This window comes from Sorangiineae bacterium MSr11954 (genome assembly GCA_037157815.1).
GTDB lineage: Bacteria > Myxococcota_A > Polyangia > Polyangiales > Polyangiaceae > Pendulispora > Pendulispora albinea.
Genome location: CP089984.1, coordinates 7530898 through 7546278 on the forward strand (window position 1 = coordinate 7530898; position 15381 = coordinate 7546278).

The 15381-nt window shown below is 66.2% G+C and carries 14 protein-coding genes; 10 read left to right on the plus strand and 4 right to left on the minus strand.

What is annotated here, in order from left to right:
• Positions 1-12: 12 nt before the first annotated feature.
• Entirely contained in the window at positions 13-234 is a 222-nt protein-coding gene (locus tag LZC94_29120) for an MbtH family protein (GenBank protein ID WXB20262.1), read from the plus strand.
• A gap of 168 nt (positions 235-402) precedes the next feature.
• Here LZC94_29120 and LZC94_29125 read toward each other — a convergent pair whose 3' ends face one another.
• The gene (locus LZC94_29125) at positions 403-1410 is read right to left on the minus strand and encodes a formylglycine-generating enzyme family protein (GenBank protein ID WXB11906.1); all 1008 of its coding nucleotides are present in this window, start codon (positions 1408-1410) and stop codon (positions 403-405) included.
• A 154-nt stretch (positions 1411-1564) separates the two neighbouring features.
• On the opposite strand from LZC94_29125, the gene LZC94_29130 reads away from it, so the two are divergent.
• Positions 1565-1984 carry a hypothetical protein gene (locus LZC94_29130; GenBank protein WXB11907.1) on the plus strand — a complete coding sequence of 140 codons (420 nt, stop codon included), beginning with the start codon at positions 1565-1567 and terminating at the stop codon, positions 1982-1984.
• Here LZC94_29130 and LZC94_29135 read toward each other — a convergent pair.
• From LZC94_29135 to LZC94_29145, 3 genes are all read right to left on the minus strand, one after another.
• A complete protein-coding gene (locus tag LZC94_29135) occupies positions 1948-3159 on the minus strand; it encodes a formylglycine-generating enzyme family protein (protein WXB11908.1) in 1212 nt (403 codons plus the stop codon). The two genes, LZC94_29130 and LZC94_29135, sit on opposite strands and share 37 nt — an antisense overlap.
• Positions 3160-3162: 3 nt before the next feature.
• Positions 3163-4176 (minus strand): formylglycine-generating enzyme family protein, encoded by a 1014-nt coding sequence (locus LZC94_29140; protein WXB11909.1) that lies wholly within the window; start codon positions 4174-4176, stop codon positions 3163-3165.
• A 477-nt stretch (positions 4177-4653) separates the two neighbouring features.
• Positions 4654-5427, minus strand: coding sequence for a formylglycine-generating enzyme family protein (locus LZC94_29145; GenBank protein ID WXB11910.1), 774 nt, complete (start codon positions 5425-5427; stop codon positions 4654-4656).
• Between the two features lie 589 nt (positions 5428-6016).
• On the opposite strand from LZC94_29145, the gene LZC94_29150 reads away from it, so the two are divergent.
• The 8 genes from LZC94_29150 (at position 6017) to LZC94_29185 (ending at position 15331) form a co-directional block, all read left to right on the plus strand.
• Positions 6017-6820, plus strand: a complete 804-nt coding sequence (locus tag LZC94_29150) for a hypothetical protein (GenBank protein WXB11911.1) — start codon at positions 6017-6019, stop codon at positions 6818-6820.
• Positions 6820-8403, plus strand: a complete 1584-nt coding sequence (locus tag LZC94_29155; protein WXB11912.1) for a protein kinase — start codon at positions 6820-6822, stop codon at positions 8401-8403. The genes LZC94_29150 and LZC94_29155 overlap by 1 nt, the downstream gene beginning before the upstream one ends.
• Positions 8404-8680: 277 nt before the next feature.
• Positions 8681-9982, plus strand: coding sequence for a sigma 54-interacting transcriptional regulator (locus LZC94_29160; protein ID WXB11913.1), 1302 nt, complete (start codon positions 8681-8683; stop codon positions 9980-9982).
• 166 nt (positions 9983-10148) lie between these two features.
• Positions 10149-10799: a TetR/AcrR family transcriptional regulator gene (locus LZC94_29165; GenBank protein ID WXB11914.1), complete on the plus strand. Its 651-nt coding sequence runs from the start codon at positions 10149-10151 to the stop codon at positions 10797-10799.
• Positions 10796-12031, plus strand: a complete 1236-nt coding sequence (locus tag LZC94_29170) for an acetyl-CoA C-acetyltransferase (GenBank protein ID WXB11915.1) — start codon at positions 10796-10798, stop codon at positions 12029-12031. The genes LZC94_29165 and LZC94_29170 overlap by 4 nt, the downstream gene beginning before the upstream one ends.
• 17 nt (positions 12032-12048) lie before the next feature.
• Positions 12049-12513, plus strand: coding sequence for a PaaI family thioesterase (locus LZC94_29175; GenBank protein WXB11916.1), 465 nt, complete (start codon positions 12049-12051; stop codon positions 12511-12513).
• Complete coding sequence (locus tag LZC94_29180; GenBank protein ID WXB11917.1) at positions 12510-13742, plus strand: HlyD family secretion protein; 1233 nt, start codon at positions 12510-12512, stop codon at positions 13740-13742. Before LZC94_29175 ends, LZC94_29180 begins: the two co-directional genes overlap by 4 nt.
• Complete coding sequence (locus tag LZC94_29185) at positions 13739-15331, plus strand: DHA2 family efflux MFS transporter permease subunit (GenBank protein ID WXB11918.1); 1593 nt, start codon at positions 13739-13741, stop codon at positions 15329-15331. The genes LZC94_29180 and LZC94_29185 overlap by 4 nt, the downstream gene beginning before the upstream one ends.
• The last annotated feature ends 50 nt before the right edge of the window (positions 15332-15381 follow it).

Below are 15381 nucleotides of genomic sequence, written 5' to 3' on the forward strand. Positions count from 1 at the left end.
GAAAGGCAGCCCATCATGTCCAATCCGTTCGAAGACGCCGACGCCTCGTATTACGTCCTCGTCAATGGCGAAGGCCAGCACTCGCTCTGGCCCTCCTTCGCCGAGGTCCCCGCCGGCTGGACCACCATCTACGGTCAGGCCAACCGCGAATCGTGCCTCGCCTATGTCAACTCCAGCTGGACCGATATGCGCCCTGCGACCCTCATCGCCGCCATGGAGCAGACGTATCACTGATCGACCAAGGCTTCGCACGCGTCCACCGCATGGATGCTCAACACATCTTGAACACCGCGCCGACGGCCGCGGACGGTCCGGTCATCTCTGGATCGTCCGTGACCTGCGGGGATGGGCGGCGTCGGCGTCCATGATCCGACGCCGCCGAGCCCCGCGGACGGCTCCAACTCACTTGGGCCGTGCGCAGCGCGCGCCCGTGCCATAGTCCCGGATCTCCGGACTCACCGTGCTACCGCGCCATGAGTTCAGATCGCGCGTATCGCTGCTCACGTTTCCGCCAAAGCGCACCCGGTCCGGATCGGCCGCGAGGCTCGCACAATCGTGGCAGGGTTTCGGAAGGCTCGCACCGGTGTCGAGCGTCCACTCCCACAGGTTCCCTATGAGATCGGCGTGTCCCCATTTCCCATCGCCCTTTGGCGATTTCGCCCCTACGGGCACGAGATCGGCAAGGGAGCAGTGCGTCGTGCAGCCGTACGCGGCACGTGACGGGTCGATAGCATCATGGCCCCAGGGATAAGTGCGCTGTTCATTGCCTCCGGTGGCCGCGTAGTTCCACTCGGCCGCCGTGGGAAGCCACCCTCCGTCCCACGCGCAAAACGCAAACGCCTCGTACCATGTGATGCAATTCATCGGCAGGTTTTCCTGCGCTCCCGGGGTCGGCGTCCATGACTCTATGGCGCTATCGTCGCACGGGAGCGCCGCCCGCAGGGCCGCAGTGTCCGCGAGGAGCTTGTCGTCGAAGTCTTTCAACCACCCGCTCCCCGGCAAATTCGGACGCGCACCGGCACCGGGTGCGGGCGGGCTGGCGCGTGTGCCTTTTCCCGCGTCCACGAAGGCGCGGAATCGCCCCACGGTCACCTCGTAGATGTCGAGGCGGAAGTCGCTCAATGTCGCCGGATACTCCGCGTTGTTTTGCAACCGATTGAACGTGCCCCCGGTCACGATGGCGGACTTACAACAATCCCCGCCGCTGCAGCTCTTAGGCGTTTCACAGCTCGACCGGGCAGCGCCTCCGCCATCTCCGCCACCATCGGGCCCCGGCCTGATGGGGGTGTCATCGACCCGAGGCGCCACCGAGGAGTCGGAGCAGCCAAATGCCGGATGAAGAATGCCCGACAGGAGAAAGAGGCGCAGCGCAAACGAAAGCTGCGCACCCGAAAATCGATGCGAATTCATATTCGGCAATCTAACTCAATTCGAGCAGTATGTTGGACATCGATTCAATTAATATCACGTATGCGTCTTCATTAGGTCCGTGCATGTCGCACGAGCCTCCTTCCCCCTAGCGTTCGGAGGTTTCGAGGCTTCGAACTTTGATGTTTCGTGCATCATGGCCACGGAACACGTCGTACTCATCGCATCGGCAGCTCTGACGACCGCCAGCGGTCTTTTGCTCTTTGCCTCGACGTCCGATGCCGCCATGTCGCTTGCCTCGCGCCCGTGGGCGCCATCGCTGCTCTTACCGCTCGGCCTGACCATGAGCACAGAGGAGGACACCAAACCCTCTACCCGAATTCCGTCCCCGCCGCACCGTACGAAGCGCGTGCTCGCGATGTCGTCCTTCACCGTCGTCGCAGCCTTCGGCGCGCTCGCCGGCGCCCATCATCGCCCCCATGGAGCAGACGGATCACGGGATCTGCCGGGGCTGCGCACTCGGGATCGTCTGTGCCTCACTGGCGATGGGAAGGCACCGAGCGACTGCAGCGCCGAATCTCACTTGGGCCGCGCGCAGCGCACCCCCGTGCTATAGTGTCGCATCTCCGGCGGCACTGTGCTGCCGCGCCATGGGCTGAGATCGCGCGTGTCGCTGGCCACCATTCCGCCAAAGCGCACACGGTCCGGATCGGCCACGAGGCTTGCACAGTCATTGCACGGTTTCGGAAGGCTCGCCCCCGTGTCCAGCGTCCACTCAAAGAGGTTCCCGATGAGATCCGCGTGCCCCCATTTCCCATCGCCCTTTGGCGATGTCGATCCGACGGGCCTGAGATCGCCGAGATTGCAGTGAGTCGTGCAGCTATACACGGCGCGTGTCGTGTCGAGGGCATCGTTGCCCCACGGATAATTGCGCTGTTCATTGCCACCGACCGCCGCGTAATTCCACTCGGCGGCCGTGGGAAGCCACCCTCCGTCCCACGCGCAAAACGCAAACGCCTCGTACCATGTGATGCAATTCATCGGCAGGTTCTCCTGCGTCGCCGGCGCCGGCGTCCAGGATTCGATGCCGCCATCGTCGCACGCGAACGCCGCCCGCAGTGCCACCGTGTCCGCTACGAGCTTGTCGTCGAATGCTTTGATCCATCCGCTCTCCGGTAGATTCGGACGCGCACCAGCACCGGAATTCGGCGGGCTTGCGCGCGTTCCCTTTCCAGCGTTTACGAATGCGCGAAATCGCCCCACCGTAACCTCATAGATGTCGAGTCGGAAATCGCTCAACGTCGCCGGATGATCCGCGCTGTTCTGCAACCGATTGAACGTTCCCCCGGTCACGACGGCGGACTTGCAGCAATCCCCCCCGCTGCAAGTCTTGGGCGTTTCGCAGCTCGACCGTTCGCCGCTTGGAACTCCAGCAAGCGTGTCCCGCTTCCCCGCCACCGAAAAGTCGAGCGAGCAGCCTAATGCCGTATGAAGAACGCCCGACAGGATCAATGACCGCAGCGCAAGCGGAAGCAGCGCACCCCGCGCTCGATGCCTATTCATATCATGGGCAACATAACTCAGATCAAGCGGTACATTGGACATCGATTTCGCCTCTGCGTTGATTAAGTAGCTGGTGAAGTCGTGCTCATCGAGGATGCCCCATAGCTCGTGCGCAATCCAGCAGGCCTCGTCTACGTCAGCGCAAATTCCACAGCCTGGATCGTAGGTAACCTGCCTCGGTCGACGGATGGTCCGTACGGCAAAGGTAACGATCGCGGACGACTCCAAACCTCACTTGAGCGGCCGTGCGCAGCGCACTCCGTGGTCGTAGCTTCGCATCTCCGGCGGCACCGTTCTGCCACGCCATGCAGTGAGATCGCGCGTGTCGCTGCTCACGCTACCGCCAAAGCTCATGCGGTCCGGATCGGCCACGAGACTCGCGCAATTGTTGCAAGGCTTCGGAAGGCTCGCACCGGTGTCGAGCGACCACTCCCAGAGATTCCCGACGAGATCGGCGTGTCCCCATTTTCCGTCCCCCTTTGGCGATTTCGACCCGACGGGATCGAGATCGGCAAGGGTGCACTGAGTCGTGCAGCCGTACACGGCGCGTGTCGTGTCGATGGCATCGTTGCCCCACGGATAATTGCGCTGTTCATTGCCGCCGACCGCCGCGTAGTTCCACTCGGCCGCCGTGGGAAGCCACCCTCCGTCCCAAGCGCAAAACGCAAACGCCTCGTACCACGTGATGCAATTCATCGGCAGGTTCTCCTGCGTCCCCGGGGCCGGCGTCCAGGATTCGATGCTGCCATCGTCGCACGCGAACGCCGCTCGCAATGCCGCAGTGTCCGCAACGAGCTTGTCGTCGAACTCTTTGAGCCATCCGCTCCTGGACAGGTTTGGACGCGCGCCGGCACCGGGAGCCGGCGGGCTTGCGCGCGTTCCCTTTCCAGCGTCCACGAATGCACGAAATCGCCCCACGGTCACCTCGTAGAGGTCGAGGCGGAAATCGCTCAACGTCGCCGGATACTCCGCGTTGTTCTGCAACCGATTGAACGTGCCCCCTGTCACGAGAGCGGACGCACAGCAATCCCCGCCGCCGCAGGTCTTCGGCGTTGCGCAGCTCCACCAGACAGGACCTCCGCCATCTCCACCTCCGCCATCGGGCCCCGGCCCGCCGCGGGTGTCCTCGCCCCGGGGCGCCACCGAGGAGTCGGAGCAGCCAAATGCCGGATGAAGAATACCCGACAGGAGAAAGAGGCGCAGCGCAAACGAAAGCCTCGCACCCGAAAATCGATACGGATTCATATTTCGGCAATCTAAGTCAATTCAGGCAGTGTGGCGGACATCGATTCAATTAATATCACGCTTGCGCCTTCATTAGGTCCGTGCATGTCGTACGAGCCCCCGCTCACCACACCGTTCAGATGTTTTGAGGCTTCGAACTTTGATGTTATCAGAATACGCCCTACGAATCTCCGAGCGCGCATGGGGCACGGGACGGAGCGGTCGAAAGGCCGACGACGAAGGACACCAAGCCTCTGCCCGAATTTCGCCCCCCGCCGCCGTAGGAAGTCGTGCTCGCGACGTCGTCCTTGGCCGTCGTCGCGGCTTTCGGCGTGCTCGCCGGCAACCCTCATCGCCGCCATGGAGCAGACGTACCACGGATGGACCGATTGCCTCGCGCCGCGCACGGACAGTCCATCAGCATGGATCGTCTGTAGCCTGCTCGGGTGGACAGAGACACCGGCGAGCAAAGGCAACGATCTCGGACGACTCCCGACCTCACTTGGGCCGCCCGCAGCGTACGCCCGTGCTATAGTGCCGCATCTCCGGCGGCTGCGTACTGCCGCTCCATGAGTTGAGCTCGCGCGTATTGCTGGCCACCATTCCGCCGAAGCGCACACGGTCCGGATCGGCCACGAGGCTCGCACAATCGTTGCAGGGCTTCGGAAGGCTCGCACCGGTGTCCAGCGTCCACTCCCAGAGGTTCCCGACGAGATCGGAGTGCCCCCATTTCCCGTCGCCCTTTGGCGACGTCGATCCAACGGGCCTGAGATCGCCGAGATTGCAGTGCGTCGTGCAGCCGTACACGGCACGTGAGGGCTCGATGGCAGCATTGCCCCACGGATAACTGCGCTGTTCACTGCCGCCGACCCCCGCGTAGTTCCACTGGGCCGCCGTGGGAAGCCACCCTCCGTCCCAAGCACAGAACGCGAACGCCTCGTACCACGTGATGCAATTCATCGGCAGGTTTTCCTGCGTCGCCGGCGCCGGCGTCCAGGATTCGATGCTACCATCGTCGCACGCGAACGCCGCCCGCAGTGCCGCGCTGTCCGCTAAGAGCTTGTCATCGAACGCTTTGATCCATCCGCTCTCCGGCAAATTCGGATGCGCACCGGCGCCGGGAGCCGGCGGATTTGCGCGCGTGCCCTTTCCCGCGTCCACGAACGCGCGAAATCGCCCCACGCTCACCTCGTGGATGTCGAGGCGGAAATCGCTCAACGTCGCCGGATACTCCGCGTTGTTCTGCAGCCGATTGAATGTACCCCCGGTCACGATGGTGGACCTGCAGCAATCCCCCCCGCTGCAGGCCTTGGGCGTTTCGCAGCCCGAGCGTTGGCTGCTTGGAGCTCCACCTCCGCCGTCGCCGTGATCCCCGCCCGACTCGCCGAGCGTGCCCTGCCCCCGACCTGAGGAAAAGTCGAGCGAACAGCCAAATGGCGCGTGAAGAACGCCCGACAGGAACATCAACCGAAGCGCAAGCGGAAGCCGCGCCCCCCGCACTCGTTGCCCATTCATATTTATTGATAGCCATAGCTCAATCCGAGTAGTGCATCGGACATCGATTAAAATAAAAATCGCTCACCCATGCGCGCCGTGAGTCCGTGCATGTAGCACGGACCCGCCCCTCAATCGCACGACCTGCAGGATCGATGCATCGAACTTTGATGTTTTCGTGCATCATGGCCTCGGAATGCGTCCTGCTAATCTCCGAGCGCACCTAGGGCACGAAGCAGAGCGGCGTCGAACGATCCTCCTTCCACGGACAATCATCCTGGCGCTCATGCTCGCGAGCGGACCCTTGCACGCGCAAACGCAGAGCCCCGCTCAAACCGCCGCACGCAGTGCGTACAATCGCGCGGTCGTGCTCCACTCTCGAAAGGAGTTCGGGGCGGCCGCACGGCAATTCGCGCTGGCCGATCAGCTCGTCCCCAACGACTTCGTCCTCGCCGATGCGATCGACTCGAGCGTAGCCGCCGACGAGCCCGCGTTGGGATCGATGCTGGTGGCGCGAGCCGCGCGCAATCCGCAGAACGCGGAGCTGCAGCACGCTTCGCGCAAAGCCAAAGAGAAGTTTTACGGTCGCGCCGGGCGAATCGAGATTCGTTGTCCGCAGCACTGCGAAGCGGAAATCGACGGGAAGCCGCTCGACCCCTCCGACGAAGGATGGTTGACCGCGGGACCCCACACCATTAGTTTGATTACGAATTCATATCCTGGTTACCGCGACGAGCATCACGTGGAGATAACATCTGCCGGAGCCACAAGCGTGGTTCTTCGACCGCCGACACCGGTGGCACAACCGAAACGTGCGGAACGCCACGGTCCCTCGCCGGTGTGGTTCTGGATTGGGGCGGGCACGACCGCGGTCCTCGCGGGGGGCGCCGTGCTCTCGTGGTTCGACACGAAGGGTACCCATCGCGACTTTCTCGATCAGGGGTGCGCGCAAAAGACGAGCGACGATTGCAATCGAAAGGCCGACGACGGCAAGGGCTCGCTCCTTCGTACGAATATCTTGCTGGGCGGCGCGATTGCATCGGCCGCGCTGACGGCCGCCGTCGGGATTTTCCTCGTCGATTGGAAGCCGCGCGGCGGCGATTCAGCGCTCCGCCCCGAGCTCACGGTCGGCCCCCAAGGAGCCGGGGCGGCGCTCCGCGGAGGCTTTTGATGGAACGAGCGGCGCCGTCCAGCCCGAGGGATCTCACGCCGACGTCGCGGTACGAGCGCCTCGTCAAGATCGCCTCGGGTGGTATGGCCACCGTCTACGTCGGACGGCTCCGCGGAGATCTCGGGTTCGAGCAGCTCGTCGCGATCAAACGCCCGCACCCGCACATCATGCAATTGCCCGACTTCCGCCGCGGGCTCATGGCGGAGGCGCGGCTCGCTGCGCGCATGCGGCACGCGAACCTCGTCGGAGTCCGCGACGTGGAGGCCCAAGCCGACTCCATTTTGCTCGTCATGGATTACGTCGAAGGGGCTTCGCTTCACGAGCTCTTCAGCGGCATCGCCGATCGGGATCGAAAGACCATGATTCGGGTGGGGCTGCGCGCCATTCGCGATCTATGCGCCGGATTGCAAGCCGTTCACGATCTGACGGACGACGAGGATCGCCCGCTCGGCGCCGTGCATCGCGATGTGTCGCCGCAAAATGTCCTGGTCGGGATCGATGGAGTCTCGAGGCTCGCCGATTTCGGAATTGCGAAATGCATTTATGCGCACGAGACGTCTACGACCTTTGGCACGCTCAAGGGAAAAGTCTCCTATATGGCGCCCGAATACGTGGAGGGCCAAGGCTTCGATCAGCGGGCCGACATTTTTGCCGTGGGCGTGATGCTCTGGGAAATCTTGGCCGGCCGCAGGCTCTTCGTCGGAGAAAACCACCTGGTCGTCATTCGTAAAATCCTGCTCGAGCCCATTCCCTCTCCCTCCGAGGTGGCGCCGGAGCTCGGCGACGCCTTCGACGCCATCGTCGAACGTGCCGTCGCGCGCGATCCCGCCGCGCGGTTCGAGCGGGCGAGTGATCTCGGTGCTGCGCTGGACGCGGCGCTGTTCCACTCGGAGTACGCCGGAACGCACCACGACGTCGCCCGCTTCGTGCGCGATCGAGCAGGGCCGCGGCTCCTCGAGCGACGACAACGCATCAAGGACGGACTGCGCGCCGTATCGACCCCCGATGCCACCGCTTCACTCGCGTCCCCGGCGGAGGCGGCATCGCCCCTGCCGCTGTCGGCCCCACCGGTGTCGCGCCCGCAATTGTCGCCTCCGCAATTGTCGCTGGGATTGGCCGTGAGCACCGGTGAAACCGTCCACCTGCCCGAATCTCGCCGCCCCCGCCCTCGCACGACGCTCGTGCTCGCAACGTCGGCCGTGGTCGCAGCCGTGGGTGTGCTCATCGGGACGGGTGTGCTGGGCCCGCGCGCCAATCCCGCTCCTGCGGGCGCCCTGTCGATGCAGGCTCCCGACGCTCCCATCGTCACATTGCACACCGATCCGGTCGTCCCCGTCGCGACGACAGTGGCGCCCATCGCATCGGTCGCGACCACGCCCGTGCCCGCACCGGTGCGCGCGTCCGCGAGCGCCCCCAATCCGAACGCCAAAGCGGCGGACAAAGGGGAAAAGCCCGCGAAGCCCACGAGGACTCCTCCTCCTCTACTCCCCTCGGCTCCACCATCGAGCACCACCCCCGCGGTCCCCCCGCTGCCCGCGGCAACGACCTCGGACGTTCCACCGCTGCGCGGCAACCCGTACTGAGCATCGGCAACCATGACCCACGACGAGATGAGCACGGAAACACTGGCGAGCAGCGGCGAGCGCGCGCGATCCCGCCGGCCGCAACGACCTCGGACGTTCCACCGCTGCGCGGCAACCCGTACTGAGCATCGGCAACCATGACCCACGACGAGATGAGCACGGAAACACTGGCGAGCAGCGGCGAGCGCGCGCGATCCCGCCGGCCGCAACGACCTCGGACGTTCCACCGCTGCGCGGCAACCCGTACTGAGCATCGGCAACCATGACCCACGACGAGATGAGCACGGAAACACTGGCGAGCAGCGGCGAGCGCGCGCGATCCCGCCGGCCCCTTGGCGCCATTCTTCGCGTCCTCGATGCGCGCGCCACCCCGAGCACCTACGCGCTCAACGCCGGATCGTGCTCGATCGGCTCGTCCTCCGCGTGCGATCTGGTCATCGACGATTCCACGGTGTCGCGCAACCACGTCGAGCTCGACCTGACGGCCGAGGGGGTGAGCGTGCGCGATCTCGGGAGCCGCAACGGCACGTACTATCTCGGCCAGCGGGTCGAGAAGATGGTGGTCGGCCTCGGCGGGCGCCTCACCTTGGGCCGCGTGACCATCGCCATCGAAGCCGACACCAAGGCCCTCGAGCAAGGCCTCGAGGACGGTGAACCGGGCTACGCCGGCATGCTCGGCGAGACGCGCCCCATGCGCCAGCTCTTCGCCCTGCTCACGAGGCTCGAGGGCTCCCTGGTCCCGGTCCTCTTGGAGGGCGAGTCGGGGGTGGGAAAGGAGCTCTTGGCGCACGCGCTCCACGATCACTCGAGCGTGGCGACCGGTCTCTTCGTGACCGTCGATTGCGGCGCCATCGTTCACGATCTCGTCGCGGGGGAGCTCTTCGGCCCCAAGACGAGCGGCGGATTCGCCGGCGCGGGGCTCGGCGCCTTCGAGCGGGCCGACGGCGGCACCTTGTTCCTGGACGACGTCTCGGAGCTGCCTTTGGAGGTGCAACCCGTGCTCTTGCGCGCGCTCGAGACGGGCGAGATCCGCGCAGGCGAAAGGGCGAAGCGCGTTCGCGTGCGCATCCTCGCCGCCTCCAACCGCGATCTCGCCTCGGCGATGGCCGAGGGCAGCTTCCGCGAGGACCTCTTCTACCGGCTGGCGGTGGTGCGGCTCATCGTCCCTCCCTTGCGCGAGCGGGCCCCGGACATCCCGATCCTGGCGCGCCACTTCGCCGAAGAGGCCGGGCTCGGCGGGCTCCCCGACGACGTGCTCGTCGAGCTTCGCGCGCGAAGTTGGCCCGGCAATGTGCGCGAGCTTCGAAACGCCATTCGCTCGTACGCGGCCATCGGCCTCTTGCCGGCCGATCGCGCCCGCTGGGGCGCGGACGGCCTCGATATGGCGCTCTCGGAGTTCGTCGATGTCGCGCGCAGCTACAGCGATCAAAAGGACGCCCTGTTCGAGCGCTTTACGCGCGCGTACCTCCATCGGCTGATGCTCGCCGCCCGGAACAACCAAACGGAGGCCGCCCGGATCGCGGGCCTGGATCGCACCTACCTGCGCAAGCTGCTCGCCAAGTTCGGCTTCCTCGACTGACGATCCCGAGATCGCCGCGCGCCCCTCCAGCCCGCTCGCCATACCCGCGTATTCCATCGCTTAGGGCTTTCAGCTCTTCGTTTTGCCGCCGATCGGCCTGGCGTTCGGCGCCTGAGGGGGGCGCGGCTTGACAGGTCGATTACCATCGTCATATTACCATCGTACGATGAACGCCAAGGCCGAACGAAAAGAGCGATCGCACGAGACCATCCTGCAATCTGCCTCGCGCCTTTTGCGCGAGCGGGGCATCGCCGGCGCGCGGGTGGCCGACGTGATGATGGGCGCGGGGCTCACCGTGGGCGGCTTTTACGCGCACTTTGGCTCGAAAGAGGAGCTCATCGACGAGACCTTGCGCCGCACCGGCGCGGCGCTGCGGCAGCACCTCTTTGGCCGCGTCGATGAAAAGCCGGCGGCCGATCGCGTGGTGGTGATCCTCAAACGCTACCTCTCGGCCCGAAATCGCGACGAGTTTCTGCGCGGCTGTCCCCTGCCGGCCGTCATGAGCGAGGTCGGCACCACCGCGCCCCAGCACCGCGACGCGCTCCGCGTGGAGATCGAGGCCATGGCCTCGGGGATCGAGGAGCACCTGCCGCCGCACGCCCTTCCGCGCCGCTATCTGGCGCTGGGGTTGGTCGCGCTGATGACCGGGGGTCTCAGCTTGGCGCGCGCATTCCGTGGGACCGAGATGTCCGACGAGGTGCTCAAAGCGTGCAGGGCCTTGGGCGCATTTGCCGCGCGCGGCGGCGCAGACGACGCAGCCATCGCGCGCGCGCCGTCCGCCTCGCGCGCCTCACATGAAGGTGGAGAACTGGAATGAACAGAAGTTATGTGATTGACGCCGTTCGAACGCCTCGCGGTCGCGGCAAAGCAGGAAAAGGTGCGCTGTCGGGGGTTCACCCGCAGGAGCTCTTCGCGCAGACATTGCAGGCCATCGAGAAGCGCGTCGGCTTCGCGGCGCGCGAGGTCGACGATGTCATGGTCGGGTGCGTCTCCCAAGTCGGAGAGCAGGGCGCGAACGTCGCGCGCAACGCGGTGCTGGCGGCGGGCTGGCCCATCGAGGTCACCGGGGTGTCGCTCAACCGGTTCTGCGGCTCCGGGCTGCAAGCGGTGAACTTCGCGGCCATGGCCGTCGCATCGGGCGCCATGGATCTCGCCATCGCGGGCGGGGTCGAGAGCATGTCGCGCGTGCCCATGGGCGGCGACGGCGGCGGCACCGACGGCGGCAACGCGCAGCTTCGCGAGCGCTTCTTCCAGGTGCCCCAGGGGATCAGCGCCGATCTGATCGCCACCGTCGAGGGCTTCTCCCGCGCCGAGATCGACGACATCGCGCTCCGCTCCCAACGGCACGCGGCCAAGGCCATCGAGGAGGGCCGCTTCTCCAAATCGCTGGTGCCCGTGATCGATCGGCTCTCGGGCAAGGCGCTGCTCGAGCGCGACGAGACCGTGCGCCCCGACACCACGCCCGAAGCTCTGGCCGCGCTGGCGCCCTCCTTCACGGCGCTCGGAGCGACGCCGTTCGGCCCCAACGGCGAGACGTTCGATCAAATTGCGCTCGCCGGCTACCCGGGCGCCACCACCCTTCGACACTTCCACACCGCGGGCAACTCCAGCGGCATCGTCGATGGCGCCGCCGCGGTGGCCGTCGCCTCGGAGAAGTACGTCCGCGAGCGGGGCATCCGGGCCCGTGCGCGCATCCGCGCCATGACCACCATCGGCAGCGATCCCATTCTCATGCTCACCGCCCCCGCGCCGGCGAGCGAGCGGGCGCTCCGCATCGCGGGCATGACGGCGAGCGACATCGATCTGTGGGAGATCAACGAGGCCTTCGCGGCCGTCGTCCTTCAGACCATCCGCAAGCTCGAAATCGATCCCGATCGGGTGAACGTGAACGGCGGGGCCATCGCGCTCGGCCACCCCCTCGGCGCGACCGGCGCCATTCTGCTGGGCACCGCGCTGGACGAGCTCGAGCGAACGGGGAAGCAGACGGCCCTCGTCACCATGTGCATCGGCGGCGGACAGGGGATCGCCACCATCCTCGAACGAATCTGAAACGTGAGGAGCCTCCCATGAGCGAACGGATTCGGCAGCCGAAGACGCTGCGGCATCTCGAACGATTGAAACAGCTGGTGCGGGGTGAGATCCCTCCCCCGCCCATCGCCGAGCTCTTGGGGTTTCATTTGGTGGAGATCGAGCTCGGTCGCTCCACCATTCGCCTGGAGGCGTCCAAGCGCCACGCGAACCCCATGGGAACGCTCCACGGCGGCGTCATCTCCGACGTCGCCGACGCGGCGCTGGGGCTGGCCATGGTGACCACGGTGGAGGAAGACGAGAGCTTCACCACCCTGGATCTCACCGCCAAGTACTTCAAACCCATTTGGAACGCGCGCCTCTCCTTCGACGCGCGCGTCACCAAACGAACGCGCGCGCTCGGCCTCATCGAGTGCGACGTCACCGACGAGACCGGGAGCCTGGTGGCCCGCGCGTACAGCACGTGCATGGTGCTGCGCGGCGAGGAGGCAAAAGGGCGATGAGCGCAGCCGCGTCCGCAGCACCCGCCAGCGACGTTCAAACCGAGACCGCCGCCGCCAAGCCCAAGAAGGCCCGCCGCACGCCGAAGTTGATCGGCGGCCTCGCCGCGGTGGCCATCGTCGGCGCGGGCGGCTTCCACCTGCTCACCGCGGGGCGCGAGTCCACCGACGACGCGCAGATCGAGGGCCGCGTGATGAGCGTGTCCGCGCGCGTGACGGGCCAAGTGCTCCATGTGCGCGTCACGGACAATCAAATGGTGAACCCGGGCGACGTGCTCGTCGAGCTGGATCCGTCCGACTACGCGGCCAAGGTCGACGCGGCCAAGGCCGACGTCAACGCCGCGCGCGCGACCGCGGAGGGAGCCCGCGCCGCCCTCGCGCTCACCGAGAAAACGGCGCCCGCCAATGTCGTTCAAGCCCGCGGTGGGATGACGGCGGCCACCTCGTCGGTGCTCTCCGCGCAGGCGGCCATCGCCCAGGCAAAGGCCGACGTGGCGGCCTTTGGCTCGCGAAAATCGCTGGCAGAGCTGAATCTCAAACGCGCCCGCACCTTGTTCGAGCAAAAGGCGGTGGCGCAGGCCGAGGTGGACGCGCAGCAAACGGCGTTCGACAACGAGAACGCGCAGCTCGAGCAGGCACGGGCGCGCCAAGTGGCGGCGGAGGCCTCGCTCACGGGCTCGAACGGCGGCGTGATCCTGGCCAAGGGCCGGCTGAACGCGGCCGACACCTCCACCGAGCAGCTGGCGTCGGCCCGCGCGGCGCTGGCGCTGGCCGAGGCGCGGCGCGAGCAGGCGGAGGCGGCGCTGAAGCTGGCGGAGCTGAATCTCTCGTACACGACCGTGAAGGCCTTGCGAAAGGGCGTGGTCTCGCGGCGCACCGTGGAAGAAGGGCAGCTGGTCGGCCCCGAGAGGCCGCTCTTTGCCGTGGTCCCGCTCGAGGACGTGTGGGTGGTGGCCAACTTCAAAGAGGACCAGCTCGCGGAGATGCGCGCCGGGCAGCCGGTCACCGTGCGGCTCGACACCTACGGACGTCGTGAGTTCCGCGGCAAGGTCGAGAGCGTGGCCGGCGGCACCGGGGCACGCTTTGCGCTCCTGCCGCCGGACAATGCCACCGGCAACTTCATCAAGGTGGTGCAGCGCATCCCCGTGCTCGTTCGCTTCGATGGCGTGCCCGGTGTCGACCTCCGTCCCGGCATGAGCGCGGACGTGACGGTCGACACGAGGCAAAAGTGACCGCCAGCGCCGGCGCGAACGCGAACGCAAGCGCGGGCGAAGACGAGACCATCTTACGCGGCAACAAGGCGCTCATCACGGTGGGCGCCATGCTGGCCGGGTTGATGGCCTTCCTCGACATCTCCATCGTCAACGTCGCGCTCAACGATATCCGCGCCAACTTCGGAACGCCGCTCGATCGCATCGCCTGGGTCTCGACCTCGTATGCGATGGCGAACATCACCATCATCCCCATGTCGGGGTGGCTCCTCAAGCGATTCGGCTTTCGGCGCTACTACGCGGCCTCGATCCTCGTGTTCACGGCGGCCAGCGTTTTGTGCGGGCTCTCGTGGGACCTGCTCTCCCTGGTCCTCTTCCGCATCCTGCAAGGGCTCGGGGGCGGCGCCATCATCCCCACGTCGCAGAGCGTGCTCTTCTCGCGCTACCCCGAAAAGCAACATGGGATGGCGGGGGCGCTCTTTGCCATCGGCGCCATCACCGGCCCCTTGCTGGGCCCCACCATCGGCGGCTACTTGGTCGAGTGGGCGAGCTGGCACTGGATCTTCTTCGTCAATCTTCCGTTCGGCCTCTTCGCCGCGTACATCGCGTGGACGAAGATCGAGCAGCCGAAATTCGTCCCCGATCGCGCCAAGGTCGATCGCTTCGGCATCGCGCTGCTCGCCATCGGCATGGTGTCGCTCCAGTACGTGCTGGAAGAGGGCAACCGAGACGGCTGGTTCGAGAGCACGACCATCACGGTGCTCGCGGTGGTCGCCGCCATCGCGATCATCGGCTTCATCAGCCACGAGCTGGAGGTAGACCACCCGGTGGTGGAGCTGCGCGTCTTCGCCAACCGCGGGTACACGGCGGCCACCGCGCTCAATTTTCTGGTGGGCACCGTGGTCTTCGCCGGCTCGCTGCTCCTGTCGCTCTACTGCGGCACCATCATGCACTACCGCGCGCTCGACATCGGCCGCGTGTTCCTCTTGGGGAGCTGGATTCAGCTCTTCATCTTTCCGCTCGCCGGAAAGCTGGTCACCAAGGTCGATCCGCGCCTGCTCCTGGTGTTCGCCAACGTGGGGATCTTCACCAGCCTCTGGCTCAACGCGCACCTGACCCCGAGCGCCGACACGGCCGCCATCGTCACCCCGTTGTTCATCCGCGCGGTGGGCACCGGCATCGGCTTCGTGCCGCTCACCTTCCTCGCCGTGGCGTCCCTCCCCCCGGCCCAGCGCCCGGGCGGCACCGCGCTCTTCAACCTGACGCGCGAGCTCGGCGCCTCCATCGGCACGGCATGGATGAGCACCATGCTCGATCGCGAGAGCAAGCGCTCCTTCACCTTCCTCACCAGCCACGTCGACGCGTATGGCGCCGCCGCCGCCGAGCAACTCGCCGCGCTCCAACGCGGCCCCGGCGCGCGCCTCTTCGACCCCGAGCACGGCGCCCTGGCCGTGCTCAAGCTGCGCATCGCCCAACAGGCGCTGCTCAAGGCCTTCAACAGCAGCTTCTTGCTGCTCGCCATCGCGTTCCTCTCCGCCAGCTGGCTCATTCTGGTGATGCGCCGCCCCGGCCCCGCCCCGGCCAAGGCAGCCCCCACGCAGGATCATTGAGCTCGGCGGGTGAAGCGAACCGCCAGGGCGCTTCTCGTGGCGGCCCTGGC

Excerpts from the sequence above, each read along its gene's own strand:
- LZC94_29155 (WXB11912.1), top strand. The coding sequence starts at position 6,820 with ATGGAACGAGCGGCGCCGTCCAGCCCGAGGGATCTCACGCCGACGTCG.
- LZC94_29180 (WXB11917.1), top strand. The coding sequence starts at position 12,510 with ATGAGCGCAGCCGCGTCCGCAGCACCCGCCAGCGACGTTCAAACCGAG.
- LZC94_29125 (WXB11906.1), bottom strand. The coding sequence starts at position 1,410 with ATGAATTCGCATCGATTTTCGGGTGCGCAGCTTTCGTTTGCGCTGCGC.
- LZC94_29160 (WXB11913.1), top strand. The coding sequence starts at position 8,681 with ATGAGCACGGAAACACTGGCGAGCAGCGGCGAGCGCGCGCGATCCCGC.
- LZC94_29140 (WXB11909.1), bottom strand. The coding sequence starts at position 4,176 with ATGAATCCGTATCGATTTTCGGGTGCGAGGCTTTCGTTTGCGCTGCGC.
- LZC94_29175 (WXB11916.1), top strand. The coding sequence starts at position 12,049 with ATGAGCGAACGGATTCGGCAGCCGAAGACGCTGCGGCATCTCGAACGA.
- LZC94_29165 (WXB11914.1), top strand. The coding sequence starts at position 10,149 with ATGAACGCCAAGGCCGAACGAAAAGAGCGATCGCACGAGACCATCCTG.
- LZC94_29130 (WXB11907.1), top strand. The coding sequence starts at position 1,565 with ATGGCCACGGAACACGTCGTACTCATCGCATCGGCAGCTCTGACGACC.
- LZC94_29170 (WXB11915.1), top strand. The coding sequence starts at position 10,796 with ATGAACAGAAGTTATGTGATTGACGCCGTTCGAACGCCTCGCGGTCGC.